24 protein-coding genes are annotated in these 26148 nt (G+C 31.6%); 10 read left to right on the forward strand and 14 right to left on the reverse strand.

Annotated features, from left to right (window positions below; translation table 11 throughout):
• Positions 1-66 precede the first annotated feature (66 nt).
• Entirely contained in the window at positions 67-1752 is a 1686-nt protein-coding gene (locus B5464_RS12665; protein WP_079738663.1) for a helix-turn-helix domain-containing protein, read from the reverse strand.
• A 323-nt stretch (positions 1753-2075) separates the two neighbouring features.
• On the opposite strand from B5464_RS12665, the gene B5464_RS12670 reads away from it, so the two are divergent.
• The gene (locus tag B5464_RS12670; protein ID WP_079738664.1) at positions 2076-2921 is read left to right on the forward strand and encodes a transketolase; all 846 of its coding nucleotides are present in this window, start codon (positions 2076-2078) and stop codon (positions 2919-2921) included.
• A 142-nt stretch (positions 2922-3063) separates the two neighbouring features.
• The gene (gene bshA / locus B5464_RS12675; RefSeq protein ID WP_079738665.1) at positions 3064-4191 is read left to right on the forward strand and encodes an N-acetyl-alpha-D-glucosaminyl L-malate synthase BshA; all 1128 of its coding nucleotides are present in this window, start codon (positions 3064-3066) and stop codon (positions 4189-4191) included.
• Between the two features lie 69 nt (positions 4192-4260).
• On the opposite strand, the gene B5464_RS12680 is transcribed toward bshA, so the two are convergent.
• The gene (locus B5464_RS12680) at positions 4261-4896 is read right to left on the reverse strand and encodes a DUF937 domain-containing protein (protein ID WP_079738666.1); all 636 of its coding nucleotides are present in this window, start codon (positions 4894-4896) and stop codon (positions 4261-4263) included.
• Positions 4897-5019: 123 nt separating this feature from the next.
• On the opposite strand from B5464_RS12680, the gene B5464_RS12685 reads away from it, so the two are divergent.
• From B5464_RS12685 to B5464_RS12695, 3 genes are read left to right on the forward strand one after another with little or no spacing between them, the layout of a single operon-like run.
• On the forward strand, positions 5020-6348 hold the full coding sequence (locus tag B5464_RS12685) for a dicarboxylate/amino acid:cation symporter (protein ID WP_079738667.1): 1329 nt from the start codon (positions 5020-5022) through the stop codon (positions 6346-6348).
• A gap of 12 nt (positions 6349-6360) precedes the next feature.
• Positions 6361-7206 carry a sulfurtransferase gene (locus B5464_RS12690; protein WP_079738668.1) on the forward strand — a complete coding sequence of 282 codons (846 nt, stop codon included), beginning with the start codon at positions 6361-6363 and terminating at the stop codon, positions 7204-7206.
• Positions 7203-7529 carry a hypothetical protein gene (locus B5464_RS12695; protein ID WP_079738669.1) on the forward strand — a complete coding sequence of 109 codons (327 nt, stop codon included), beginning with the start codon at positions 7203-7205 and terminating at the stop codon, positions 7527-7529. Before B5464_RS12690 ends, B5464_RS12695 begins: the two co-directional genes overlap by 4 nt.
• Before the next feature lie 178 nt (positions 7530-7707).
• Here B5464_RS12695 and B5464_RS12700 read toward each other — a convergent pair whose 3' ends face one another.
• The 4 genes from B5464_RS12700 to B5464_RS12715 are packed head-to-tail and all read right to left on the reverse strand — an operon-like array spanning position 7708 to position 15531.
• Positions 7708-11361 carry an AAA family ATPase gene (locus B5464_RS12700; RefSeq protein WP_079738670.1) on the reverse strand — a complete coding sequence of 1218 codons (3654 nt, stop codon included), beginning with the start codon at positions 11359-11361 and terminating at the stop codon, positions 7708-7710.
• Between the two features lie 12 nt (positions 11362-11373).
• Positions 11374-12576, reverse strand: coding sequence for an exonuclease SbcCD subunit D C-terminal domain-containing protein (locus B5464_RS12705; RefSeq protein WP_079738671.1), 1203 nt, complete (start codon positions 12574-12576; stop codon positions 11374-11376).
• Positions 12577-12628: 52 nt separating this feature from the next.
• Positions 12629-13495 (reverse strand): YkgJ family cysteine cluster protein, encoded by an 867-nt coding sequence (locus tag B5464_RS12710; protein ID WP_079738672.1) that lies wholly within the window; start codon positions 13493-13495, stop codon positions 12629-12631.
• 32 nt (positions 13496-13527) lie between these two features.
• Positions 13528-15531 carry an ATP-dependent endonuclease gene (locus B5464_RS12715; protein ID WP_079738673.1) on the reverse strand — a complete coding sequence of 668 codons (2004 nt, stop codon included), beginning with the start codon at positions 15529-15531 and terminating at the stop codon, positions 13528-13530.
• Between the two features lie 407 nt (positions 15532-15938).
• Between B5464_RS12715 and B5464_RS12720 the strand changes: the two genes are divergently transcribed.
• A complete protein-coding gene (locus B5464_RS12720; RefSeq protein WP_079738674.1) occupies positions 15939-16334 on the forward strand; it encodes a DNA-binding protein in 396 nt (131 codons plus the stop codon).
• Positions 16335-16346: 12 nt separating this feature from the next.
• Here B5464_RS12720 and ttcA read toward each other — a convergent pair whose 3' ends face one another.
• Positions 16347-17138: a tRNA 2-thiocytidine(32) synthetase TtcA gene (gene ttcA / locus B5464_RS12725; protein ID WP_079738675.1), complete on the reverse strand. Its 792-nt coding sequence runs from the start codon at positions 17136-17138 to the stop codon at positions 16347-16349.
• A 332-nt stretch (positions 17139-17470) separates the two neighbouring features.
• On the opposite strand from ttcA, the gene B5464_RS12730 reads away from it, so the two are divergent.
• Positions 17471-17917 carry a peptidylprolyl isomerase gene (locus B5464_RS12730; RefSeq protein WP_079738676.1) on the forward strand — a complete coding sequence of 149 codons (447 nt, stop codon included), beginning with the start codon at positions 17471-17473 and terminating at the stop codon, positions 17915-17917.
• Positions 17918-17969: 52 nt separating this feature from the next.
• Here B5464_RS12730 and B5464_RS12735 read toward each other — a convergent pair whose 3' ends face one another.
• The 7 genes from B5464_RS12735 to B5464_RS12765 all read right to left on the reverse strand — a co-directional run bounded on the left by B5464_RS12735 (position 17970) and on the right by B5464_RS12765 (position 22773).
• Positions 17970-18626 carry an aspartate/glutamate racemase family protein gene (locus B5464_RS12735; protein ID WP_079738677.1) on the reverse strand — a complete coding sequence of 219 codons (657 nt, stop codon included), beginning with the start codon at positions 18624-18626 and terminating at the stop codon, positions 17970-17972.
• 11 nt (positions 18627-18637) lie between these two features.
• The gene (locus tag B5464_RS12740) at positions 18638-19585 is read right to left on the reverse strand and encodes an L-histidine N(alpha)-methyltransferase (protein ID WP_079738678.1); all 948 of its coding nucleotides are present in this window, start codon (positions 19583-19585) and stop codon (positions 18638-18640) included.
• Between the two features lies 1 nt (position 19586).
• Positions 19587-20735 carry an ergothioneine biosynthesis protein EgtB gene (gene egtB, locus B5464_RS12745; protein ID WP_079738679.1) on the reverse strand — a complete coding sequence of 383 codons (1149 nt, stop codon included), beginning with the start codon at positions 20733-20735 and terminating at the stop codon, positions 19587-19589.
• 197 nt (positions 20736-20932) lie between these two features.
• Complete coding sequence (locus B5464_RS12750) at positions 20933-21310, reverse strand: nuclear transport factor 2 family protein (protein ID WP_079738680.1); 378 nt, start codon at positions 21308-21310, stop codon at positions 20933-20935.
• A gap of 107 nt (positions 21311-21417) precedes the next feature.
• The gene (locus tag B5464_RS12755) at positions 21418-22074 is read right to left on the reverse strand and encodes an HAD family phosphatase (protein ID WP_079738681.1); all 657 of its coding nucleotides are present in this window, start codon (positions 22072-22074) and stop codon (positions 21418-21420) included.
• A gap of 1 nt (position 22075) precedes the next feature.
• A complete protein-coding gene (locus B5464_RS12760) occupies positions 22076-22354 on the reverse strand; it encodes a hypothetical protein (protein ID WP_149025850.1) in 279 nt (92 codons plus the stop codon).
• Between the two features lie 2 nt (positions 22355-22356).
• The gene (locus tag B5464_RS12765) at positions 22357-22773 is read right to left on the reverse strand and encodes a thiol-disulfide oxidoreductase DCC family protein (protein WP_079738682.1); all 417 of its coding nucleotides are present in this window, start codon (positions 22771-22773) and stop codon (positions 22357-22359) included.
• A 178-nt stretch (positions 22774-22951) separates the two neighbouring features.
• On the opposite strand from B5464_RS12765, the gene B5464_RS12770 reads away from it, so the two are divergent.
• The 3 genes from B5464_RS12770 to B5464_RS12780 are packed head-to-tail and all read left to right on the forward strand — an operon-like array spanning position 22952 to position 26131.
• A complete protein-coding gene (locus tag B5464_RS12770; RefSeq protein WP_079738683.1) occupies positions 22952-23650 on the forward strand; it encodes an ABC transporter ATP-binding protein in 699 nt (232 codons plus the stop codon).
• 1 nt (position 23651) lies between these two features.
• The gene (locus B5464_RS12775; RefSeq protein WP_079738684.1) at positions 23652-24884 is read left to right on the forward strand and encodes an ABC transporter permease; all 1233 of its coding nucleotides are present in this window, start codon (positions 23652-23654) and stop codon (positions 24882-24884) included.
• A gap of 2 nt (positions 24885-24886) precedes the next feature.
• Positions 24887-26131 (forward strand): ABC transporter permease, encoded by a 1245-nt coding sequence (locus tag B5464_RS12780; protein ID WP_079738685.1) that lies wholly within the window; start codon positions 24887-24889, stop codon positions 26129-26131.
• The last annotated feature ends 17 nt before the right edge of the window (positions 26132-26148 follow it).

Here is a 26148-nt window from a genome sequence, read left to right on the forward strand (position 1 = left end):
TGCGAAAATACATTTTTATTTATTTTCGTAAACCAGTGCTTAAGTTTTAAGTCTATTTTAAAAACACTACTTCTTTTTTTTTAGTTGTTTGATATAAAAAGAAGGATTCAATTCAGTTTCTTTAAAGAAAGCTTTCGAAAATGTTTCTGCATTTTTAAAACCGACTTCTTTCGCAATTGCATGGACACTAAACCTACGAATAGTAGCATCTTTTTCTAATAAATCTAGGGCATAATCAATTCTCAATTTTCGTAAGTACGTTGAAAAATTACAACCTTTTTTCTGATTGATAACTTTAGAAAGATAATTAGAATTTGTTTCTAATTCTTTAGCAAGTATGCTTAGGGTAAGCTTATTATTTGTAAAGTTTTCTGGCTGCTGTTCAAAAGAATCTAACTTAGCAAGCAATTCTGTAATAATATTTTTAGGTAAGGTTTTCTGAGTATTTGTATTAGAGTTTACTGAATTTTCAACTACTTTTTTATTTTTTAATTTGAGCGTAAGGTTATCAAATTTTTGTTCTTGTTTTTTTCGTTTTCTAAATTGATACAGAAACAATATAAATGATAGAATTAAAATTATCGCAATATAAATTCGTGACTTCTTATAAAAAGAAACCTCGTTGTTTAATTTTGAAATAATTTTTTGTTTTTCAGCAATTAATTTGGGCCTGTCGTATTCTTCTGTAAATGTTTTTGAAAGTTTTTTGCTTCTCAAATTTAAAATACTATCGACTTTTAGGTATTTAGTTATGTAATTAAGTTGGCTTTTTAGGTCTTTTTTTTCTTTGTAACGATTAGCTATATATTTATAACTATCTTTTAATGATTTATGAATTATTTTAGTTTTATCAAAAACCGAATCAATTAAAAAAAAATACTTTAAAGCTTCATTTTTATTATTTAATTTGGAATATGCTTTTGCAATTAAATTGTAATTATTTAATAATATTCTATAATTTTCATCTTCAATAATGTGAGGTGTTGCTTTTTTAGATATTTTGATTGCTTCTTCATAATTTTCAAATGAATATTCTATTTCGGATAGTTTATATAAACAATAACCTATAAGTATACTATCTTTAATTTTATATGAAAATTTAAGTGCTTTGTCAATGTAAATTTTACTCGAATCAATTTTATTTAGTTTAGAATATATATTAGATAAATTATAAAATAAAGAGAAATAATTATTAGGATCAATTTTTTTTCTGTTAATGTCGTAATAATTCAAACATTCTAAATAAAGGTCTTTAGTTTCATTATATTTTTTAGAAACTCCTTTTAAAACTCCAATTCTCTGTTTTGTTATATAGTAGAGGCTATCGTTTTTATTTGATTTAGAGTATTTTACGGATAGTATGTAATTGTTTAATGCTAGATTGAAGATTTCTTTATCAAAAAATAAATTACCTTTTTCATAATATGCAAAAGCAGGAAATATTTTGTTAGGATTTAATTTAGTTAAATTTATTAGAGAGTCTATATAATTAATAAAAATTGAATCTTTATTGTAAACTTCTCTTAAATAATATTTACCATAAATAGCCTTAACTGTATCTTTTTCCTTAACTGCTTTTTTCAAATAAAGATCAACAAACTTTTTAGCCTTTATAGAGTCTGTAAATTTATACTTATAGTATTTTTCAGATAATTCATCAAACGTATAATTTTCAGTTTTTTTAGAATGCTGGCAAATTGTGTTAAAGCTAACAACAAATAATAGAAGTGATACGAACTTAGAAATGTGCAATTTTAATTTTTTTTAGCAAAAATACTTAATTTATCACATAATTTTAAAGAAATTTTATTCAGTTAGCTATCAGATAATTAAAGTTCCCATTTGTACCTAGTATGTCGTAATTCATGAATTCCGACTAGCTTCATTAGAATTTCCTTTCAAAAAAAAATACATTTACACCGAAGAGTAATTGAAGAAGGGTTTATTATCGAACTTAGATAATTAAAAGGGAAAATTTACGTGAAAAAGAAATATTCGAACCCTTCTTTTACTTTCGCTTTTAAGTTGTCTATTGTATTAAAAAAAATTACTTTTGCTAAAACAAAAACAACAGAATGCCAACAACACAACAATTACAAGATTTTACACAACAGGTTCGTAGAGATATATTGAGAATGGTGCACAAAGTAAATTCTGGTCACCCAGGAGGTTCTTTAGGATGTGCAGAGTTTATTACTTGTTTATATCAAGAAGTAATGGATTATTCTACAGATTTTAAAATGGACGGTGAAAATGAAGATTTATTCTTTTTATCTAACGGTCATATTTCACCTGTATTTTACAGTGTTTTGGCTCATAGTGGTTTCTTTCCTGTAGAAGAGTTAAATACTTTTAGATTACTAGATTCTAGATTACAAGGGCATCCAACAACACACGAAGGTTTACCTGGTGTGCGTATTGCATCTGGTTCTTTAGGGCAAGGTTTATCTGTAGGTATTGGTGCTGCAGAAGCAAAAAAACTAAACAACGATTCTAAAATTGTATATACTTTACACGGTGATGGTGAATTGCAAGAAGGTCAGAACTGGGAGGCAATTATGTATGCATCAGCAAAAAAAGTAGACAATTTAATAGCAACTATAGATTTAAACGGAAAGCAGATTGATGGTGCTACAGACGATGTTTTAAACATGGGAAGTATTAGAGCTAAATTTGAAGCTTTTGGTTGGGATGTGTTAGATGTTAAAGAAGGTAATGATATCGAAGCAATTTTAGCAGGATTAGCAGAAGCAAAAGCTTTAACCGGTAAAGGAAAACCAGTTTGTATATTGTTACATACAGAAATGGGGAACGGTGTAGACTTTATGATGCATACTCATGCTTGGCATGGTAAAGCACCAAGTGACGAGCAATTGGAAACTGCATTAGCTCAAAATCCAGCAACTTTAGGAGATTACTAGTCATTTACTATTACTATAAATCACAAAAAGAGTTTTTCATGCATTTGAAAAACTCTTTTATATTTTTATTTAGAATAATAGTGTAAGATTAAAAGTATCTTTACAACTAAGAATTTAATTTTTTAACCTTTTTAGAAATTACATGAAAATAGGTATTGTTTGTTATCCAACCTTCGGAGGAAGTGGAGTAGTAGCTACAGAATTAGGTATGGCATTGGCTAATAAAGGACATGAAGTTCATTTTATAACATATAATCAACCAGTTCGTTTAGATTTTTTATCTCACAATCTACATTTTCACCAAGTTGTTATCGAAGAATATCCTCTTTTCGAATATCAACCCTATGAGTTGGCGTTGTCAAGTAAAATGGTAGAAGTCGTAAGAAAACACGATTTAGAAGTTTTACATGTACATTATGCAATTCCGCATGCTTACGCTGCATATATGGCAAAACAAATGCTAAAAGAAAAAGGTTTAGATGTGCGTGTAGTTACTACCTTACATGGTACAGATATCACTTTGGTTGGTAGTCATCCAACCTATAAAACAGCCGTAGAATTCAGTATTAATAATTCTGATGTAGTTACTTCTGTTTCTAACAATTTAAAAGATACTACCAATAAGTTATTCAATATTACAAAAGACATAAAAGTAATTTACAACTTTATTGATGTAGAAAAGTACGACAATGCACATAAAGAAGAATGTAAAAGAATTGCTTTGGCACAACCAAACGAAAGAATCTTTACGCATGTTAGTAATTTTAGACCTGTAAAAAGGGTAGAAGATGTAATAAAGGTTTTTGCCGCAGTAAGAAAGGAGATTCCTTCTAAATTATTGATGATTGGTGAAGGGCCAGAAAGAGCAAAAGCAGAAAAATTAGTAAAAGATTTAAAAATTACTGATGATGTCTTCTTTTTAGGAAACAGCACAGAAGTTGCTAAAATTTTATGTTATACAGATGTGTTTTTATTACCATCACAAACAGAAAGTTTTGGTTTGGCAGCATTAGAAGCAATGGCAGCAGGTACAGCTGTTATTTCTACCAATACAGGCGGATTGCCAGAAGTAAACATTCATGGCCAAACAGGATACTTAAGTAATTTAGGAGATGTTGAAGACATGGCTAAAAATGCCATTTCAATTGTTAAAGACGATGCAACTTTAGAGCAGTTTAAACTAAATGCAAAAGCACATACCAAACAATTTTCTTTAGATAGTATTTTACCTGTGTACGAAGAAATATACAAATCTTGTTATAAAAAGTAACACTTAAACTTTATAAAAAAAGCTCAAACAATATGTTTGAGCTTTTTTATATCTAAAAATGTAGAAAACTTATTTTCCAAAAAGACCACCTAACATTCCTCCAAGGCCACCTTTACTCTTATTTCCTCCTAAAACCATTCCTGCAACATCATCAATTACACTTCCGTCACCATCAGCATCTAAAATTTTCTCTAAAAAGCTTTGATCGTTGTTCGCAGAACTACCACCTAGCAAACCACCTAAAAGACCTGTTAAATCTCCAGAATTGCTAATGTTTTGTTCTTGCTTTTGTTTACCTAAAACACCCATTAAAATTGGTGCAGCAACTTTTAAGATATTTCCTACAGAACCAGCATCTAAACCAGATTTCTGACTAATTACTTGTTCTACACCTTGTTGTTTGCTACCTAAAATATGTCCTAAAATACCAGCACCATCTTGTTTCACAGATTCATCAACACCACCTTCAAATAAACCACCTAAGTTGTTTAAAATACTACCATCATGTTTACCTGTTAAAGCTCCCATTAAACCAGCTGCACCTTCAGGAGAAGAAGCGTTTCTTTCCATTGCTTTCATTAAAACGGGTAAAGCCATTGTTAATGCACTACCTGTTTTACTTGTATCGTTACCTGTAGAACCTGCTACACCAGAAACAATTTGTTTTCCTAAATCACTGTTTAATAAGTCTAATATACCTGACATTTTTATGTTTTTAATAATTAATATGAATGTTTTCTAAAAATATGACACAATATACAAATAAAGTCACTTAAATTTTTAATTATTTTTTTATCTTTCACCACTGAAATAATTTTAAACAAATAGATGAAGAAACTAGCATTACACTGGAAGATTTTAATAGGAATGGTTGTAGGTATCCTTTTTGGATTGTTAATGACAACAGTAGACGGTGGTTCTACTTTTGTTGCTAATTGGATTAATCCTTTTGGAAGCATTTTTGTAAAATTATTAAAGTTAATTGCGGTTCCTTTAATTATAGCTTCTTTGGTGAAGGGTATTTCAGATTTAAAAGATATTTCTAAGTTTAAAAATATTGGTTTAAAAACAATCGGAATCTATATTTTTACAACAGTTATAGCGATTACCATTGGTTTATTATTGGTTAATGTTGTAAAGCCAGGTGATGGTATATCAGAAGAAACTATTACAAAATTAACAGAAACATATGCCAATAGTGGTGGTGTGCAAGCAAAAATTGCAGAAGCTTCAAAACAAAAAAGTAGCGGGCCTTTACAGTTTTTAGTTGACATGGTGCCAGATAATGCAATGAAAGCTATGAGTAACAACAAATCGATGTTACAAGTAATTTTCTTCACAATATTTTTAGGAATTTCGATGCTTTTAATAGGTGAAAAAAGATCGAAGCCTTTAAAAGATTTTTTCGATTCTTTGAATGAAGTTGTTTTAAAGATGGTCGATTTAATTATGTTATTTGCGCCAATTGCAGTATTTGCTTTATTGTCTAATGTAGTGGTGTCTTCTAATGATCCAGATTTATTAATTGCACTTTTAAAGTATGCCGCAACCGTTGTTGGTGGTTTATTTTTATTGGTTGTTTTTTACATGATTTTGGTAAAAGTGTTTACAAAAAAGAATCCTTTTTGGTTCTTAAAACAATTAAGTCCGGCGCAATTATTGGCGTTTTCTACAAGTTCTAGTGCAGCTACTTTACCTGTAACTATGGAGCGTGTAGAAGAGCATATTGGTGTAGATAAAGAAGTATCTAGTTTTGTTTTACCGGTTGGTGCTACCATTAATATGGATGGAACCTCTTTATATCAAGCAGTTGCAGCAGTTTTTATTGCACAAGCGCTTGGATTCGATTTAACGTTTGTAGATCAATTAACGATTATAATTACAGCTTTATTAGCTTCTATTGGTTCTGCTGCAGTTCCTGGTGCAGGTATGGTAATGTTGGTAATTGTATTAGAATCGGTTAATTTTCCAGCAGATAAATTAGCCATTGGTTTGGCATTAATTTTTGCGGTAGATAGGCCTTTAGATATGTGTAGAACCGTAATAAATGTCACCGGAGATGCAACTGTTGCCTCTTTAGTAGCCAAATCTGTTGGTAAATTACACGACAATCCAACACCAAAAAACTGGGACGATCATTACGACGAAGTAAAATAATACGTCTACAAAATGTCTTTAAAAATAACCAAACCGTTAGTAACTGTAGATTGGTTGTACAAGCATATAAACGATACAAATCTTGTCGTTTTAGACTGTACAATCCCTAAAGTGACGGATGTTGCTACAACAGGCATTGCAAAGAAATGTATTAAAGGTGCCCTGTTTTTTGATTTAAAAAAGACTTTTTCAGATCAAAATGCAACGTTACCAAATACAGTTTTAACGGCAGAAGTATTTGAAAAGAAAGCTCAAGAATTAGGTATAAATAACAATTCTGTAATAATTTGTTATGATGATTTAGGCATTTATAGTGCGCCAAGAGTTTGGTGGATGTTTCAGCTAATGGGTTTTCAAAACATAGCGGTTTTAGATGGTGGTTTGCCAGAATGGAATGCTAACAACTATCCAACTGTTGCTAACTATTCTATTAAAAGTGATAAAGGGAACTTTACAGTCGATTTTAAGCCAAATAAACTCAAAAATACAGCAGCTGTTTATAAAGCAATGTCTAACGACACCAGTGTTATTATAGACGCTCGTTCAGAAGAAAGATTTTTAGGAACAGCGCCAGAACCTAGACCAGAATTATCTAGTGGACATATTCCTAATTCTATAAATATTCCATTCAAATTTGTGTTAGAAAACAGAAAAATGAAATCTTTTGATGATTTATTTAAAATTTTTACTAAATTTGAAAACGAAAATGAAATCATATTTACCTGTGGATCAGGGATAACGGCTTCAATTTTAGCCTTAGCAGCAGCAGTTTTAGAAATTAAAAATACAGCTGTTTACGATGGTTCTTGGACGGAATGGGCCAGTAATGGTAATTTACCAATTGTAAAAGAAGTATGAATTTAGATTGGACTAAAAAAGACTTTGAAGCCTACGTATTATTATATGCAGCTCATTGTAACCATGTAGAAGATATTGCAGAGCAAGATTATATCCGAACCAAAGTAGATGAAGTAACTTTTCATAGAATGCATACAGAGGTTGTTGTAGATTCTGATGAAGAAAATTTAGATAAAATACAATCTTTTGTTTCAGATAATGAATTTACTCAATTTGAAAAAGAAGAATTATTAAAGAATATAAAACAAGTGTTTTTTGCAGATGGAACTGTAGACGAACATGAAAAAAAAGGTTTTAGCATTTTAAAGAAAATAATTAGCTAAAATTTATAAATAAACGCATTACTGACCCTGCACGTACGAAATTTTTTTCTATGGATTAGTCGAAATGGGGGTTTTTACTAAATTATAAGTAGGGTCGTAATGAAGTTTTTTATCAATCAATCAACGGCTTTAATCTTTTTAAAGCCGTTGTTTGTTTTTAATAAAGGCACATACTGCGTTACACAATTTTTACTGTACTTACTCCGCTACTTTTTTTGGTAATTTGAATTTGTGTAGGTATGCGCTCTTTTAAGTTTTCTACATGAGAAATAATACCAATTGTTTTCCCTTGAGATTGTAAAGTTTCTAATGTAGCAATTACCGTCTCTAAAGTATTGCCATCTAAAGTACCAAAACCTTCATCTATAAAAAGAGAATCTATTTTTACATTTTTGCTTGCCAAATCAGACAACCCCAATGCCAATGCCAAACTAATAATAAACTTTTCACCTCCACTACAAGTGTCTACCAATCTTGCTCTATCTGTTTGATAATGGTCTATTAAATTAAAGTTCAGTTCTTCTTTGGGCTTGTAAGTGTCTTCTAGTTTTAAAGAATAACGTTTGTTCAAATTATACAAATGCACATTTGCTAAATCTAACAATTGTTTTAATGTTAAACGTTGTACATACACATTAAAGGCATCTTTTGAGTTACCAATAATTTTAAACAACTCGCGCCAAACGTTGCAAATTTCGGATTGAGCATCTATTTTTTTATAAACCTCTTTATTTCTGTTTTTAATTTCTAAATCTTTTCTAAAAGTTTCTTCAATTTTACCTTTTTTAGTTAAAAGAGCATCTTTTTTGGCTTTTTCAGTGGCTAATAACTCTTTGCTTTCTTGCTCGGTAGTTGTACAGTTTTTCGTTGCCTTTAAAGCGTTAAATTCCTTTAAATTATTTTCTTTTAAGGTTTTAATCTTCACTAAATTTTCTTGTATTCTTTCTTTTAACTTTTTATAATTTACACTTTGCTCGTCAGATAAAAGAGCCATTTCTATAGCTGTACGGGTTAAAAATTCACTAAGTTCAACTTCTTTATTAAAGTTGCTTTCTAGTTTAATTTTGGCATCTTTTAGCTTTTCTAAATCAATTGTTGTGTTGGCTAAAGACGTTTCTTGTTTGGTTTTTAAATTTTGTAAATTCTGCAGTGCTTCTTTACCAATTCGTTCTTCTTTCGATTGTTTTTCAATAAGTGATTGTAATGTTTTTCTTTTAGAATCTACAGAGGTTTCTATTGGTAATATGGCTACTCTTTGTACTAGAATTTTATTCGCAATGGCATCTTTTTCTTTAAAGGTTTTTCGCAAGGTATCCATATCTTGATGTTTTACCTTTAAAGTACTATCTATAGCTTCTATTTTAGCGGATAATACCTTTTGTTCAGATATAAACGAGGCTATTTCTTTTTCTTTGGCATCAAAAGTTAAGATGCTGTTTTCTGTATCTTTTAGAAATTGATTTATAGCAGCAATAGCAGGCATTTCTATAGCATATTTGGCTAAAGAAATTTTTAAGCGTTCTTCTATTTCTTTGCTAAGTTTTGTATGGGTAATAACTTTTTCGTTATGCGCTGAAATCGATTTTTTAGCATGTTTCATTTGTTCTTCTAAAGCAACAATTTGTGTGTGCAATGCACTATAGGTTTGCTGTTGCAGTTGCATTGCTTTGCTAAGTCTGTCTTTTTCGTTTTGAGTTTCTTGGGCTTTTTGTATATTTTCTTGATGCACTTTTAATTTCTGCGCCAGCAATTGAATTTCATCATCAATTTTTTCTGAATCAGCCAATGCAGTAGCAACAGGTATTTTGTCTGCTTTTGCAGTTAATGCAGTTATTTCTTCTTTTTTATTTTTTAATTGAAGCGTTGTATTTTCTATTCGGGTAGTTATGCTAGTTTTTTGTAGTAAAAGTTGATTTTGCTTTGCGTTCAGTTTTGCCAAATCTTCCTTTCGTTTCGTTAACGTGGCGGTTGCTTCGCTAATTTGAATTGCGGGTGAGTTTTCTGCAAACGGATGTTCTGTAGCGCCACACAAACCGCAAGGTTCTCCTGGTTTTAAATTAGCTCTATCTGCTTTGTATTTGGCAACACTGCGCTCTAATTCTAAAATTTTAGTAGCATCTGTTACCAACGCTTCTTGTGTTTTTAGGTCCTTTTCTAAGGCACTAAGGTTGCTTTGTACTTCCTTTTCTTCTGTAGTTAATTTGTTTACGTCTAAAACCGTATGGGCTACCTGTTTTTGTAAAAGGATGTATTGTTCTGAAAGGCTTTTTAATTCTTTCCAGTTCTCTGCTGCTTTTGCATCAATGGTTTGCAGCTGTAAAATGTCTTGTAGTGTGTTTTTTTCTGAGTCTTTGTTTAAAAGACTTATTTTATTTTCTAGCTCTTTTTTGGCATTGATTTCTTTGTCAAAAAGTAGTTTTTTGTTTTTTAATGATTCTTCGGATACGTCAGTTTCTTTGTTAACTCTAATGATAGCCTCGTCACTTTCGGTGATTGCCGTATGGTGAGTTTTTAACTCCGAAAAATCTTCTCGCCAGTTGGTGAGTTCTTTAGCTACCGAGGTTAAAAAAGAATTCTTTTCGATGTAATTCGTTGCGTTCTTAATTTTAGCCTCAATAGTATTTAATTGCTCTTTTAATCGATTTCTTTCTTCAGTAGCTTGTTTTATTTGCGCGTCTAAAACCTTTTCATCTTCTAGAATTTTCAGTTTAGCTTGCTTTTCGGTTTTAAGCGTAGCATCTAATTTGGTAATTTCTTCAAACTTTGGCAACCAAGCATTAAAGTTTTGTTCTTCTTTTTTTAAGGCCAAGGTATCTGCGGTTACCTGTTTTTCTAGTTGCAGTATTTTAGGATGTAAATCCTTTAATTCTTTATCTAAATTGCCTTTTGCTTTTTCTTTTTCTAGAATAGCAGTATCTAGCTCTTTTAATTCTTTTATCTTTTCTTTAAAAGGCAATGCTTTTTCGTGCAAAGCATAGGCGTCTAATTTCGGTTTTTGTTCTTTAACGTATTTTTCAATAGCATCGGCATTTTTTTCATTCTCTTCCTTTGCTTTTGTCAATTTCGAAAATTCTGTATACCAGTCTACAACGGTTTGCGATGTTTTAATAACATTTGCAGCTGTTAGAATCGCGGAATCAATCCCTTTACTGTCTTCTAATAATTCCTTTTTTTGTTCTTCACTTAAAATATCATCCGCATTAATTTTTGCCTGAATTTCTTTTAAGGTATTTTCTTCTTTGGCCTTTCGTTCTAAGATTCCTTGTCCAATTTTTTTATAAATCTGTTCGCCGGTAATTTGCTCTAAAAGCTTTCCTTTTTCTGGTCCTTTGGCAGTTAAAAATGCAGCAAACTCACCTTGGGCAAGCATTACAGATCGTAAAAATTGGTTGTAGTCTAATTGAGAAACTCTTAGCACTTCTGCTAATAATTGTCTTTTTTGAGTTGCTAAAATAGCACCTGTCGTTAAGTTTTTTAAGCTTACTTCTTCTTTGGCATTTTTGTAACGTTTTCCATTTTTGTCAGCAATTTTGATACCCCAAAAAGCCTCAAAAGAAGCCGTTTTGTTTGTAAACACAATTCTACTATACGCGTTTGTTGCTCCATGGCTTACCACATCTAAAAGTGTCCCTTTTGTACCGTTAAATCTAGGTACGTTATGGTACAAGGCAATGGTAATTGCATCTAAAATAGTGGTTTTACCTGCACCTGTAGCGCCTGTAATGGCATACAAACCAACATCTCTAAATTGTTCACTTTCAAAATCGATACAAATAGGTGTATCAGATTTTAAGGAATTGATATTCTGTAATTCAATTTTTAAAATTTTCATATCTAGATGCTTTTACTGTTTTTTTACAGATTGTAAAATCTCATTAAACGCATCCCAAATGGCTGGTTTTTGCTCTAAATCATAGGCCATTTCTTTGCATTTTAGCTTAAAAACTTCTGTAGGCACCAATTCTTTTATAGATTTTGTATTTTCTAATAACTCTTCAATCCCTTTTACAGTGCGTTCTCTTTGCAAGCCAATTTTTAAGATTTCAAAAGCGTGCTGTTCTGCTGCTCGTTTTAAATCTTCTGTATTTACCGTATGGTCTTCTTTTAAAACGATTTCTACCCAAGGCGTTAAATTGTAATCGTTGGTAGTAAGCTCTGTAAAAGTTTCGATGCAAGTTGCTACCGTACCTGTAATTTTATAAAATTCGCGAAATCTTGGTACAATGGCTTCTTCAATATTACAGATTGTATTATCCTCTACAGTTAATACAATAACTTTTTTCTCATAACTCACTTCGCTAAAACTTAACACTGTTGGCGATCCCGAATATCGAACCTTTTCGTTGCCTCCAATTATTTGCGGTCTGTGCAAATGCCCTAAAGCCACATAATCAAAATAGCTATTAAAATCTTCTGCACCAATATGGCCTAAAGTACCTACATAAATATTTTGCTCACTATCAGAAACAGAGCCGCCGGTAGCAAACAAATGTCCCATGGCAATTACAGGTGCATTCTTAGTGTTGATAGCTTTTGCAGCTGCGGCAGCTGCATCGTAATGATGTATTAATGCCGTTTTGTATTTGTCTATCAACTCGTCAAAAGTTTCACCGGCAACGGCGCGTCTAATATCACCGTCTCTCAAATAAGGTACGGCAGCAACAATTACTTGTTGGTTGTTTACATCAATGGTAAAAATTTCGTCTTTAATGTCTTCTGTAGCTTTGCCAATTACTTTGATAGACAAGGTATCTAAAATAGGTTTTGGTGCATTTAAAGTACCTGGCGAATCATGATTACCACCCGTAATAATAACCGATTTACATGTAGTTGCTTTTAAGTTCATTAAAAAGCGGTAATACATTTCTAAACTTTGGTTAGATGGCGAACCCGAATCAAAAATATCACCAGAAACCAATAAAACATCTATTTTGTTTAAAATGATGTAGTTTTCTAACCATTCTAAAAATAGTGTTTGTTCTTCAAATTGAGATTGTTCGTGCAGTCTATGTCCCAAATGCCAATCGGCAGTATGCAATATTTTCATCGGTTACAATTTTAAGAAGTGTGTCTTTTTCTAAAAACAAAGTTAACAACAATTAGTCTAAAGCACCATGACTTTTTGCAGTTGCCACCCAATGGCTTGCAATTTCTTGGGTATTTGCACCCAAACCTCTTGCCAATTGCAAGGCTACGCCAATTAATAGAATGGCGGCATCGCTAATTTTAGCCAATGTATCTAAGCCATCAAAGTTATCTTGAATCTTAGCCATTAATAGCTCGTTGTGTGCTGTGGCAAAGTCAATTGGATTGTCTATGGTCTTATCTATAGCCGGTAACATTAAAGCATCTAACCAATCTGTACCAATGCGTTGGGTTAAGTCTTCTGGCGATGCAGTACCCATTGCTTGCCACATTTGCAGTGTTTTGGTGTCTCCGGATGCAGACAAACCTGTTTCTAACAACAACTGAAAAGCAACATCTGCAATATTTTGCATCATTTCTAAATACGCATCTTGGGCATTTTCAAAAGGTGTGGCTCCTTGTCCTTTTAAATAATTACCCACCGTTAATTTGGGTAAATTTAAAACCTCGGCACAGTCTGTTAAACACGGAAATTCTGTGCCCTCGAACATATAATGTGCTTTGTTAAACTGTATTTGACGCCCTAAAGGATACAAACGACAAGCCAACGGTCTGCCATTATGCACACTGCAACCTTTGGTATCTATGTATTGGCTGCAAGCACTTTGCCCTTTGCTATCTTTTTTTCCGTTAAAGGTTAAACGAACGCCACCAAAATCTGTATACAAATTTCGAAACGTTTTTGGAGATACTTTTTTCTCGATGCTAAATTGAAACAACTCCCACGGATTTAACATTACGGCTTTACCATAACAACATGTGCCGGCTCTAGAGCAGGTAAGGGGTAAAATACTTTCTGATGTTAGTTTTGTGGTTTGCATTGTTGTAGTCTATAAAACGGTAAATATATTGTTTATATTCTTTCAATAATTGATTCAGTCCATTCAAGTTCTATTATTTTTTCAATTAACAAGTCAATTTTTTTGTCGATCTTATCTGGTGTTTTACATATTTTTTCTGAAAAATATCTAGCAGTTAATGGTTTACTGTTGTTATTGTATAATTTTTTTGCTTCTGCTTTTATCTCTTCATAATTTTCAATGTTCTTATGAAACTCCTCTTCAAAATCTTTTTCCCAAATTGAATAATTTGAATTAATATTTGTTTGAGGGAAAAAGAATGAATCTTTTGTTGTTTGGTGACCAAGCATTTGGAGTATAGCTTTATTCCTGTTAGATTTACTAATAGCGTCTTTTCGAACGTCACCTTTTAAATCTTCAACTGGCTTACTTGGTTTATCACCATCAAAAATTACGTAGCAAGGAATTCTGAACTCGTTAAATAATAAGAGTAAATATGGAATAGTATCAACTGAACCTGCGTTTATTAGTGAAATTCTATTTGTATCAATGTCAAACCCTTTTGAACGGAAATAATTTGGTAAAGAATATTTTTCAGTTTCCCCTTCAATCAGAACTATTTTTTTTGCAAAAAAACCTTCGTTTTTAGTCTCATCAATAAGATGATGAAATCTATGCCTAATGCTTAATTCATCAACTTCTTTTCCGTATAAATTTTTATAATGATTTATAATTTGTTGAACACCTAGTTCGTGTGAAACTGTTTTAGGATTTTCTTCAGAAGATTTTCTAAAAAGCCTTATTTGGTCAAAATTGTCAACGGATATAAATAAACTGTCGTGTGTTGTATAAATTACTTGGTCACTACCCTCAGAGATTTCTTTTAAAAGATTGTAAGTTGCTCTTTTTAGTGGTGGATGCAAGTAAATTTCAGGTTCTTCTAAACCGATTATTATATTACTTTCACTGGTGTTTTTACCAAAATCGAAAGTATTGTAAGTCCTTAACAATGAAAATAATGCTAGTCTTTGAATTCCATGCCCTTTCTCTGTAAGTTCTGAGTCATATCCATCATTAGCAAAAACTTTAGGCTGAGGAAATACAACGTCTTGAATTTCAGGTGAACCGAATTTTAATTCTAGTGAACAACCAATATCAAAACCTATATTATCATTTAGAGCTTTATTTATTATTTGAATTTTTGATTCTCCTTTTTCGGTTGTGTCGATTTTTTCGATTAATTCTTTTACTAAAGCATCAGTCTTTGTTTTGAATTCTTGTTTAATTTCTGTCGAAACAGAACTTGAAAGCCAGTTAATTAATTCACCTAAGGCACTTGTTTTTGTAACTTTTAAATCTTCGGATAAATTTTTAATTGCTGGTATGTAAAAGAATTTTGGAAGATTAGCTTTTAGCTTACTTTTCCATCCCAAAACTTTCTCATCTCCAGTTATTTGTTCTTTAGGTATTGCATCATAATGCTCTTCATTTAATTGAATTAATTTATCCCGAAACTCTCCTTGTGTTGGTTCTTCTTCACTATCAAAAAGTGTTTTGAAATCAAAATCTCCAATTTTTAAATCACTTATCCACCACTTTTTTAAATTAGCTTTTGTTGGATTTTTGTCTGCAATAGTCCATAGATATTCTTTAGTTGGAATTTGTTTTGTTCCGTGTTTCGATTCTATAAAGTCAATATCTTCAATTGAAGCATCTTTCAGTTCGACTCCGTCTTCTTTTGAAATCGCCTCTATATACTGAGTTATTGTCAAGTCATTTTGTTTGTCTAAGTGTGTCTTAAATGTTGTTAATTCATCTAAATTTAAGTTTTTGAATTTTACCCTTATAATTATTGGTTTAGAATAGTTGTTATGATGATAACTTTTCGTAGATACTTTTGTTTTTGTGAAATTAAAAAAAAGATCTAAGGCTTCTAGAACATTTGATTTTCCCACACTATTTTCTCCTATTAGAGCAGTTAAGTCATTTAAAGTAAGTTCTATTTTTTCAAGTCCGAATGTTTTAAAATTCTGTATACTAATATTCTCAATTTTCATTTAAAGGTTATTTTCGTTCTTTTTCAATTTGTTGCAATTCAAGTCAATCATAATCTCTTTTTCAATGATTTATAATCAACGCTAGCGAATTTCGTGTATTTATACGTAAAAGCCAATAGTAAATACATATTTGTTTCTAAGTAAACTATTTATGCGTGGTAAGGTTATACTATTTGCACTAGGGTGTATTTGTGCATCCCTCAGTAGGTATTTGTGCATAGCTCAGTAGGTTTTGTTGCTTTGCTACTAAGGTAGTTTAAAGAAGTACTAGTATTCTTGTATAACTATTGTACTATTTATTTAAAAATATACTAGTATATTTTTAAAATTATTGTAGAATAATTTGTAGATTTAAAATTGGTAGGTAAATAGAAGATAATTAACAAGATACAAAAAATAAATTACAAATGGCGTTACGTTACAGAATTTCTAAAAGAAATAATAGCATTGGTAAAAATACCGCGAATTATATTTTACAAGCCGTAAATACAGGTACGGTAGATTTAGATACTTTAAGCGAAAGTATTAGCAACGAGTGTACTTTACACAGTGTAGATGTAAAAGCTGTTTTAATGGCATTGGGTAAAAAGCTAGATTATCATTTAAGCGAAGGTAAAATTGTAGATCTTGGTGATGTAGGTAAGTTTAAAATGGGCTTTAGCGGTGTTGCGGCGGCTACACCAGAAGCACTAAGTGTAAAACGAAACATTAAAAAATTTCATATCAATTACCAACCGGCTCTTAAAATGAAAAGAAAATTAAAAGGCGGGTTAACTGTGTATAAAGAAAGTAGTAGGGTGTAAGGGTTTTAAACTTTACAATACATTTTCTGTTACTTTGGTTTCTAAGTTGTCGAAATCGTACAAGTTATGGTCTAATAAATGTGACGGAAATACGTTTTGCAAAGCATTCATCATAATCGAATTTCTATTCGGAAATTCTTGTTCCCAATCTGCAATCATTTGTTTTACTTTTTTACGCTGTAAGTTTTCTTGCGATCCGCATAAATTACAAGGTATAATCGGGAATTCTTGATACGCTGCATAGGTTTCGATATCGCTTTCTTTGCAAAAAGCCAAAGGTCTTAACACCACTAAATCGCCAGCATCGTTTTTAAACTTTGGTGGCATGGTTTCCATTTTTCCGGCAAAGAAAAAGTTTAAGAAAAAGGTTTCTATAATATCATTTCTGTGATGGCCCAAAGCCAATTTATTGCAACCTAAATCTTTGGCAGCCTCGTACAAAGTACCTCTTCGTAATCGAGAACACAAACTGCAAGTAGTTTTGCCTTCGGGTGTTTTATCCATTACCACTTTGTAGGTATTCTTTTCTATAATTTTATAAGGTACTTTTAAATTGCTTAAATAAGTTGGCAACACCTCTTCTGGAAAACCGGGTTGTTTTTGGTCTAAGTTAACGGCAACAATTTCAAAAGAAATAGGCGCTACTTTCTGGAAATACAATAACATATCTAACATGGCATAACTATCTTTTCCGCCAGAAAGACACACCATTATTTTGTCTCCTTCTGCAATCATAGAAAATTGCTTGATAGCCTCTGCAACCGAACGCTGCAATTTTTTTATTATCTGTTTCTTAGTATCCATTTTGCAAAAATAGTAGTTTGTAAAAGAAGGGTAAAATGAAATTTAAAATTAATCGTATAAATTTTATTACCGTCTTTTGTACTTGTATGGATGACAAGTTTGTCTATTCTTTTCTGTAGACTGACAAACTTACTTACAATGTGAAGTCTTTACAAAGCCATTGATAGCCTCAAATTTTAAATTGAAAACTCTCATTTTGCTATTTTGCTAGAACTTTTAGTAGAAAGAACTGCTTTGGCTTGGTTTTGGTGGCTTTGTAAGTGTAAATTAAAAAAGTTTGTAAAGTGCAAGAGTTGTAGTTTATCAAACTTATAAATGAAATACAAAGTAGTATGATGCAAGTAAAAGAGAACAACACTGTAAAAGTACATTACACAGGGAAATTAACAGACGGACAAATTTTTGATACTTCGGAAGGAAAAGAGCCTATTGAATTTACTTTAGGACAAGGACGTTTGATTCCTGGTTTTGAAAAAGGGTTGTTAAACATGAAGCTGAACGAGAAGAAAACATTAAACATTGCCAAAGAAGATGCGTATGGCGAAGTAAATGAACAATTGATACAAGAGGTTGCTAAAAAAGACTTACCACAAGACATGGAGCCACAAGTAGGTATGGGCTTGGTATCTAAAGCACCAGATGGTAGCGAAATGAATTTAATGGTGGTAGAGGTAAAAGAAGAGGCTATTGTTATTGATGGAAATCATCCGTTAGCGGGTAGAGATTTGGTATTTGATATTGAAGTGGTAGCAATTACAGAAACGGCTACAGAAGCATAAGCTTTAAGCGATTTTATAAAAAAAGCCTTTGCATTTGCAAAGGCTTTTTTATTTAGAACACTGTTTGTACAGCATTTTGTATTTGAAGATCTGCCATGTCTACAATAGCACGATTGCCTTGTGGTTTTAAAATAGAAAGTTCTGTACAAGCAATTACAACAATGTGTTTGGCTGCATAGTTTTTTAAAATTTTTTGATATGCTTTCACTTGTTTTTTTGTTTCTGTGTAGCTATAAATTGCTTTTCTAGCGGTATCAATTAATTCCATTTCTTCATCCGTAGGCAATACTACGGCAATGCTGTTTTCTTTAAAAAACGAATTTAAATACGCTGCTTGCATGCTATGTAAAGAGCCAACTAAAAGGATTTTAGAAACTTGATGTTGCTTAATCTTTTCTAGTGTTAACGGCAATGGATGCACAATAGCATCATGGGTATCAATACGATCTATTGTTTCGTGTAATGTAATATTAGGTACTATAATTTTATGAGGTTGTACGCCTTTTATCGCTTGTAAATCTTTTTTTACAATAGCATCTAAGGCTTTTGATGTATTTGGCAATAACGGATTGATGTTATTAAAATTAGTGTTGTACAACCACAAAGGGCAAGTACTATACCCGCCTTTTTTTAAATTGTATTGTTTGTTTAATTCTTGTAAATAATAGGCAGTTGCTCTGCTGCCCAAACCGTATAGTGCTAATTTCATAGCAAATTATTTTAGTTTCTAGTTAGTATGTAATCCGCAAAATAGGCATTGGTATCCATAATTTTAGTATCTAGCGTAAAGCTAGTGTTTGCAATGATTTGTTGTATCAAAGCATCGTTGTACTTTCTAGATATTTCTGTATGAATTTTTTCGCCCTCTTTAAAGTGAAAAGTGGTGTTTAATTGCTGTACCGTTACCTCTTGATCGCGGGTGCTTATAATAAAACTTTTGGCAATACCTTCTGCCTCGTTATATTCTGGTTGATGTTTAAATTGCGATGTATTAAAATCTGCGTTTAATTCTGTATTGATGCGGTCTAACAAATTTAAATTGAATTTTGCCGTGATACCTTGTGCATCATTATACGCAGGCAACACAATTTCTTTTGATTTTATCAAATCTGCACCTAACAATAGTTTGTCGCCTTTTTGCAAATTTGCGCCTAAATTATAAATGAATTCTGTAGCAATTTCATCATCCATATTCCCAATATTAGAACCTAAAAACAACATCACTTTAGGGTTGTTGTTTTCCTTTAAAGAATGAAGTACGTTAAAATAATCTCCTTGTTGGGTTTTTACAGAAATATTTGGCAATTCTTTGGCTAAATTGTTTTTTAATTGCGCCAAAGCATTTGCAGAAATATCTATTGGCATATAATCGAAACGATAATTTTGTGCGTCTAAAACCTTTAAAAGTTCTTTGGTTTTTGTGCCATCGCCAGCGCCCAATTCTATCAACTCGAAATGAGTATCTTTATGAATACCAAAAGCATCTATTAACTGTTGGGTTTTATTTTTAAAAATATCAAACTCGCTTCTTGTTAAATAATATTCGGGCAGATTCATAATCTGTACAAAAAGCGCATCGCCAATTTTGTTATAAAAATATTTTGAAGGCAACGTTTTAGGTGTTGCTGTTAATCCTTGTTTTATTTCTTCTTTAAAAGTTTCTATCATCTTATTTTACTAATCGAATTCCTGTAAATTGCCATCTATCTGTTGCACTAAAAAAATTACGGTACGTGTGCCTGCTATGGTTTGCAGAGGTTGCTGTAGATGCACCCCTTAACACCATTTTGTTGCTCATAAATTTACCATTATACTCGCCAACGGCACCGTTTGCAGTAACAAAACCAGGGTAGGGCAAATACGCACTATTTGTCCATTCCCAACGCAAACCCCAGTTTAATTTTTTAGCAGCAATTTCCCATTCAAATTCTGTTGGTAATCGTTTGTTTTTAAAAGTTGCAAATGCATTGGCTTCAAAATAACTAATATGGCACAACACCGCATCTAAGTCTATTTTTTGTAAACCTGCTAAAGTGTAATAATGCCATTGGTTATTTATTTTATGCCAATACATAGGCGCATTTATTTTTTGGTCTTGTATCCAAGACCAACCTTCATCTAACCAAAGGTTAAAATCTGTATAACCGCCAGCCTCTATAAACTCTATAAAATCTCTATTAGTTACTAGGTAATTGTCTATTTCAAAATCTGCTACATATACTTTATGCACGCCGAGTTCATTATCATAACAAAACCCTTTTTCTTGATGCCCAATAGTATACACACCTGCGGCAATTTTAATACTTGTATGCGCTGTGTTTTTATGGGCAACCAAATTGTATGTATCTGCAAAGGTTGGTAGTAAAGGGTTGTGCCCCAACATATATTTTACATCAGTAACCAATAATTCTTGATGTTGTTGCTCGTGTTGCAAACCTAAAACAATTAAATCGATAATTTTTTGATCTGTAATGCGATCTATTACTGCTAGCATTTTAGCATCTACATGTTTTCTGTATTCGAAAATAGTATTTGTGCTAGGTCTAGACATGTTGCCTCTGTTGTTTTGCAAAACTCTGCTACCAACATTGTTGTAATAACTATTAAATAAGTAGTTAAAATTAGCATCAAACTCTAGGTAGTTTTTATCTATTTCTTTTAAGATAAAGGTTTCGAAAAACCAAGTAGTATGTGCCAAATGCCATTTTGCAGGACTCGCAAATTTTGCCACTTGTATGGCAAAATCTTCTATTTCTAAATGATTGCAAAAGGCTATCGTAGCAGTTCTAATTTTTTTATAATTTTCTTTTAGCTGCATTAATTATAATGGGGTCTTTGTTTAATTGTTTTGTGAAATTTACTAAAATTATAGTGCATTGCTACCTACTTAGTACATAAGTTAAAAGAAACATTACATTAAATTCACATGAATTGCTATTCTAATTTTTAGAAAGCTTTCTAAACAATCCGTAATTATTTTTTAACTGATTCGTATGCTGTTCTTTAGTGTAAAAATTAGTACATCGTATTATTGTTGGCAGATGTTTTAGGTACTTGCTGTATGCTATCCCAATGCTCAACAATTTTACCGTCATCTGTAAATCTAAAGAAATCCATAGTAACATATTGGTCATTTCTTGGCCAAATTTGATGTGTGTGTAGTGCCACCAAATCGCCTTCTGCAATTGTTCTTACAAACTGAATAGACTTGTCTTGATACTCTTTGTGCATTCTAGTAAAATAATCGATAAATGCTTGCGGGCCATCTGCTACCAAAGGGTTGTGCTGAATATAGGTATCACCAACATACAAGGCTACAGCCTTTTCTGGATTGCCTTCGTAAGCCATTTTATAAAATGCAATGGCATTTTTTTTATTGTTTTCGAGATTCATGAGCTTGGTTTTAAAAGTTTTTATTTAAAAAAAACTAAGAATCTCTAAGATACAAAAAAAGTACAGTTTGTAAACACTGTACCTTATACTGTGCTATTTGCAAGTAGTTATAGTAATGATTTTAAATCTTTAAAATCTTTAATAACCGCATCGGCATTTTCTAATGTTTGTCCTTCGGATAAAATATTGGCATACCCAAAAACAAAGATATTGGCATCATTAGCAGCTTTAACACCATTGTCAGAATCTTCAATAACCACACAATTTTCTTTGGGTGTATTTCCTAAAACAGCTGCTTTGTTAAAAATTTCTGGGTTTGGTTTCGATTCCTTTAAATCTGCGCCACTAATTTTAGCCGCAAAATATTGATGTAAATTAAAACGATCAAAAACACGGTTGATGTTAATCATGGCAGAAGAAGAGGCGAGTACCAATTTGATGTTTTTCTGGTAGAGGTATTTTATTAAATCTTCTACACCAGCAACCAAATGCAAGTGCGGGTCGTTTTCGAAAAAGTCAACGTATCGCCTGCGTTTATCTAAAACCAAATCTTCTGGATTTTCATTTAGCTGAAAGTGTTTTACTAATTTCTGAAAAGCGTTTATTGTAGAAGATCCCGTAAAAGATTTATACAAAGCATCAGAAACGGTAAGGTTTAAAGAATTAAAAGTTTCGTAATAGGCTTTTTTATGAATCTCTTCAGAATCTATAATTACACCATCCATATCAAAAATAACACACTTTATTTGTGAAGGTAATTTCATTTTATTTCCAATTAGAAATTATTAAGTAAGAATACATCATTAAAAACAATAAGTTTATTAGAAAAGACACAAATATTTGATTTTTTTGAGGCTTCTTCCTTTCTGTAATTAAAAATATCATTCCGATAATAGACAATAATAAAATAATAGCTGCTATTAAACCTACTATTGTAGAAGAAACATAAGTATTTGTCTCATTCATATAAATTGATAGAACAATTATTACTATTGTTAAAACAAATGAGATTACCCCACATTTTAAGGCGTTAATCAATTTCATAACTAATCTAAAAATTTTGCTTTTAACTCTTTGGTGGGTATCATGCATTGCTCTTTTTTGCCAAACCATTTGTAACGGTTTTTAGCAACAAACTCGTACACATGATTTCTAAAACTCTCTGGAAATAAGTAAAATATGCGTGTTAAATGCCATAAACCGCCAAAAGACTGCATAATTTTTAAAGCTGCTGTTGCTTTTACATCATAAGAAACGCCAGGTTCATATAAAATAATTGAGTCTAGTTTACGCGTATCAATGCCTAAATAGTTTATAATTTCTGTACCCTTTTTAGATTGAAGCGCAGTAAAAAGAAACTCGTTTTTTTTATCGTATTTAATCGTTTTTGTAACCGCATTATTGCATAAATTACAAACACCATCAAATAAAATTATCTTCTTGTCTTTAGGTATATCAAGCATTTAAAAAGGTTCTCATAAATTTATAACAAAGATACTTTAAGTTTTTTAAAATTTCTTGTAACATAATTTATTTTAAGACGTCTTATGTGTGTATTTGAAATGTGAACTCTTGCTTTTAACAAAAAATTAGTAAGTGTACTCATTGGTAATCAATACTTTTATACAAAACAACCACCAAATGATTAAAATAGAAGGACTACATAAATCTTACCCTATTGGTAAAGATTCTCTACACGTTTTAAAAGGAATCGATTTACATATTAAAGAAGGCGAATTTGTTTCTATTATGGGATCTTCTGGTTCTGGAAAATCTACCTTACTAAATATTGTTGGTTTATTAGATGTGCATGACGAAGGTACTTACCACCTAAATGGGCAGTTGATAAAAAACATGAACGAGAAAAAAGCCGCAATTTTACGTAATAAATTCTTAGGCTTTATTTTTCAATCGTTTAATTTAATATCATATAAAACAGCTGTAGAAAACGTTGCTTTGCCATTATATTATAAAGGTATGGCAAGAAAAGAGCGTTTGCAAATAGCATTAGATTATTTAGAAAAAGTTGGTTTAAAAGATTGGGCAAATCATTTACCAAACGAATTGTCTGGTGGACAAAAACAACGTGTTGCCATTGCAAGAGCTTTGGTTACCAAACCTAAAGTTGTTTTAGCCGATGAGCCAACAGGAGCCTTAGATTCTACCACAACAGATTCTGTAATGGATTTGTTAAAGGATATTAATGATGAAGGAATGACGGTTTTTGTAATTACACACGAAGAAGAGGTGGCAGAACAAACCAAAAGAGTGGTACGTTTAAAAGACGGTTTAATTATTAGTGATGAAATTACTTCTGTAGGAAAAGCTAAAGCCGTTTAATATGTTTGATTTAGATCGTTGGAGAGAAATTTTTCAGAGTATAAATAAAAACAGATTGCGTTCTGTAATGTCTGGTTTTACTGTAGCTTTTGCAATTTTACTATTTACTTTATTGTTTGGTATTGTTAGCGGATTAAGCAATTCTTTTAAAGGTGCTTTTGCAGATGATGCACAAAATGCCATGTTTGTTAGAGTCTGGAAAACGTCTAAACCCTACAAAGGTTTGCAAACAGGTAGAACCGTTCAATTAAAAAATAAAGACTACGATTATATTTCTGAAGAGTACGGAGACAAGATTCAGTACAAATCTTCTAGAATTTATAAAAACTTTACCATCAAGTATAAAAGTGAGGCAAGTAATTACAGTGTAATGGCTGTAAACCCAGACCATCAATATTTAGAAAAAACAATTATAGACGAGGGTAGGTATTTAAACGAAAGAGATTTAAAAGAAAAATCGAAAGTAATTGTAATTGGTAGGTTGCTTAAAAAAGATTTATTTGGCGAAAGACCTGCGTTAAGAAAAAGAGTAAATGTAAACGGAAGTTCGTATTTAGTAATTGGTATTTTTTCTGATGAAGGCGGAGATAACGAAGAAAGAAAAGCATTTATACCATTAACTACTGCACAAATGATGTATGGTAATAACGATTACATTAGTCAGATTGCTCTAGGTTACGATCCTAATTTAAGTTTAGATGCAGCTGTTGCTTTTGGAAATCGAATGGAACGCGACTTGAGAAAAAAGATGGATATTCATCCAGACGACCAAAGTGCGCTTTCTGTTAGAAATATGGCAGAAGCTAACAAAGGTATTGGCCAATTTATGGGCGTTTTATATGCCATTGTAATTTTAATTGGTTCTGGTACTTTAGTGGCAGGTATTATTGGTATTTCTAATATTATGATTTTTGTAATCAAAGAAAGAACAAAAGAATTTGGTATTAGAAAAGCACTAGGAGCCAAACCTGCGTCTATTGTTGGTATGGTTGTACAAGAATCTGTATTAATTACCACGCTTGCAGGTTATCTAGGACTTACTTTAGGTACGTACATATTAAGTTTAATTGGCGACACTTTAGAAGAAGATTATTTTATAAAAGACCCAAGTGTAAGCCCAGGTATTGTAATAGGTGCAACGATAGTTTTAGTTCTATCTGGATTAATAGCGGCGTATGTGCCTGCAAAAAAGGCCGCAAATATTAAACCAATAGAAGCATTAAGAGCAGATTAATTATGAAATTTTTATTCGATTCAGATACTTGGCAAGAAATTTACGGAAGCATCCGTAAAAATAGAATTAGAACAGCAATTACTATAATTGGAGTTTTATGGGGTATTTTCTTATTAGTAGTTTTGTTAGGAGCTGCTAGAGGAGTAGAAAATGGCTTTAACAAACTGTTTGGTAATTTTGCTACCAATAGTGTTTTTGTTTGGACACAAGCTACAGATACACCTTTTAAAGGTTTTCAAGAAGGAAGAAGGTTTTCTTTAACAATGAATGATATTGAGGTTTTAAAAACTGAATATAGTGATGAGATTAAATTATTAGCACCAAGAAATCAAACTAGTAATTTAATAGTAAAAGATTTTAAATCTGGTAATTTTCAGGTAAGCGGAGATTATCCTGTTTTAGATCAAATTCAGAAAAAACAATTGTTATATGGTCGTTTTTTAAATGAGAATGATATTTTATCAACCGCAAAAGTTACTGTCATATCAGAAGATATGTACAAGCAATTATTTGATAAAGATGAAATGCCTATTGGCCAATATGTAAAAATAAATAGTATTAATTATTTGGTTATTGGTGTTTACAAACCCTCTAATACAATAAATTTTGATGGAGATTGTGCATACATACCGTTTACAACTTTTAGAAAAGTATACAATACTGCCGATAAAGTAGATTGGATGATGATTACTGCTAATGAAGGTACAAACATCGAACAAATGGAAAGTGATATACTGTTAACTTTAAAAGGTTTGCACAAAGTACATCCAGAAGACGAAAGAGCATTTGGTAGTGTAAACTTAGGTAAAGAAATAGCTAAGGTTACCAATTTTATAACTGGTCTGCAGTTTTTAACTTGGTTTGTAGGTATTGCAACGTTAATAGCAGGTGTATTTGCTATTGGTAATATCTTATTAATTACAGTAAAAGAACGTACCAAAGAAATAGGGATACGTAGAGCCTTAGGTGCAACACCAAAGAGTATACGTCAGCAAATTATATTAGAGTCTGTTTTTTTAACAACAACAGCAGGTATGTTAGGTATTATTTTAGGAAGTTTTGTGCTGTTTTTGATAGATTCAGCAGCAAGTAGTAATGAAGATATTCCGTTGATAAACCCAACAGTAAACATCCCCATAATTTTAATTGCCTTTGCCACATTAATTTTTCTAGGAACATTAATAGGATTAATTCCGGCACATATGGCAACAGTAGTAAAACCAATAGAAGCATTAAGAGAAGAATAAAATCAATTAACAACAAA

Origin of the sequence: Polaribacter sp. KT 15 (genome assembly GCF_900143115.1) — a bacterium.
Lineage (GTDB): Bacteria > Bacteroidota > Bacteroidia > Flavobacteriales > Flavobacteriaceae > Polaribacter > Polaribacter marinaquae.

Bases quoted from the DNA above. Each gene is read 5' to 3' on its own strand.
- B5464_RS12670 (WP_079738664.1), top strand. From the start codon at position 2,076: ATGCCAACAACACAACAATTACAAGATTTTACACAACAGGTTCGTAGA.
- bshA (WP_079738665.1), top strand. From the start codon at position 3,064: ATGAAAATAGGTATTGTTTGTTATCCAACCTTCGGAGGAAGTGGAGTA.
- B5464_RS12680 (WP_079738666.1), bottom strand. From the start codon at position 4,896: ATGTCAGGTATATTAGACTTATTAAACAGTGATTTAGGAAAACAAATT.
- B5464_RS12685 (WP_079738667.1), top strand. From the start codon at position 5,020: ATGAAGAAACTAGCATTACACTGGAAGATTTTAATAGGAATGGTTGTA.
- B5464_RS12690 (WP_079738668.1), top strand. From the start codon at position 6,361: ATGTCTTTAAAAATAACCAAACCGTTAGTAACTGTAGATTGGTTGTAC.
- B5464_RS12695 (WP_079738669.1), top strand. From the start codon at position 7,203: ATGAATTTAGATTGGACTAAAAAAGACTTTGAAGCCTACGTATTATTA.
- B5464_RS12700 (WP_079738670.1), bottom strand. From the start codon at position 11,361: ATGAAAATTTTAAAAATTGAATTACAGAATATCAATTCCTTAAAATCT.
- B5464_RS12705 (WP_079738671.1), bottom strand. From the start codon at position 12,576: ATGAAAATATTGCATACTGCCGATTGGCATTTGGGACATAGACTGCAC.
- B5464_RS12710 (WP_079738672.1), bottom strand. From the start codon at position 13,495: ATGCAAACCACAAAACTAACATCAGAAAGTATTTTACCCCTTACCTGC.
- B5464_RS12715 (WP_079738673.1), bottom strand. From the start codon at position 15,531: ATGAAAATTGAGAATATTAGTATACAGAATTTTAAAACATTCGGACTT.
- B5464_RS12720 (WP_079738674.1), top strand. From the start codon at position 15,939: ATGGCGTTACGTTACAGAATTTCTAAAAGAAATAATAGCATTGGTAAA.
- ttcA (WP_079738675.1), bottom strand. From the start codon at position 17,138: ATGGATACTAAGAAACAGATAATAAAAAAATTGCAGCGTTCGGTTGCA.
- B5464_RS12730 (WP_079738676.1), top strand. From the start codon at position 17,471: ATGATGCAAGTAAAAGAGAACAACACTGTAAAAGTACATTACACAGGG.
- B5464_RS12735 (WP_079738677.1), bottom strand. From the start codon at position 18,626: ATGAAATTAGCACTATACGGTTTGGGCAGCAGAGCAACTGCCTATTAT.
- B5464_RS12740 (WP_079738678.1), bottom strand. From the start codon at position 19,585: ATGATAGAAACTTTTAAAGAAGAAATAAAACAAGGATTAACAGCAACA.
- egtB (WP_079738679.1), bottom strand. From the start codon at position 20,735: ATGCAGCTAAAAGAAAATTATAAAAAAATTAGAACTGCTACGATAGCC.
- B5464_RS12750 (WP_079738680.1), bottom strand. From the start codon at position 21,310: ATGAATCTCGAAAACAATAAAAAAAATGCCATTGCATTTTATAAAATG.
- B5464_RS12755 (WP_079738681.1), bottom strand. From the start codon at position 22,074: ATGAAATTACCTTCACAAATAAAGTGTGTTATTTTTGATATGGATGGT.
- B5464_RS12760 (WP_149025850.1), bottom strand. From the start codon at position 22,354: ATGAAATTGATTAACGCCTTAAAATGTGGGGTAATCTCATTTGTTTTA.
- B5464_RS12765 (WP_079738682.1), bottom strand. From the start codon at position 22,773: ATGCTTGATATACCTAAAGACAAGAAGATAATTTTATTTGATGGTGTT.
- B5464_RS12770 (WP_079738683.1), top strand. From the start codon at position 22,952: ATGATTAAAATAGAAGGACTACATAAATCTTACCCTATTGGTAAAGAT.
- B5464_RS12775 (WP_079738684.1), top strand. From the start codon at position 23,652: ATGTTTGATTTAGATCGTTGGAGAGAAATTTTTCAGAGTATAAATAAA.
- B5464_RS12780 (WP_079738685.1), top strand. From the start codon at position 24,887: ATGAAATTTTTATTCGATTCAGATACTTGGCAAGAAATTTACGGAAGC.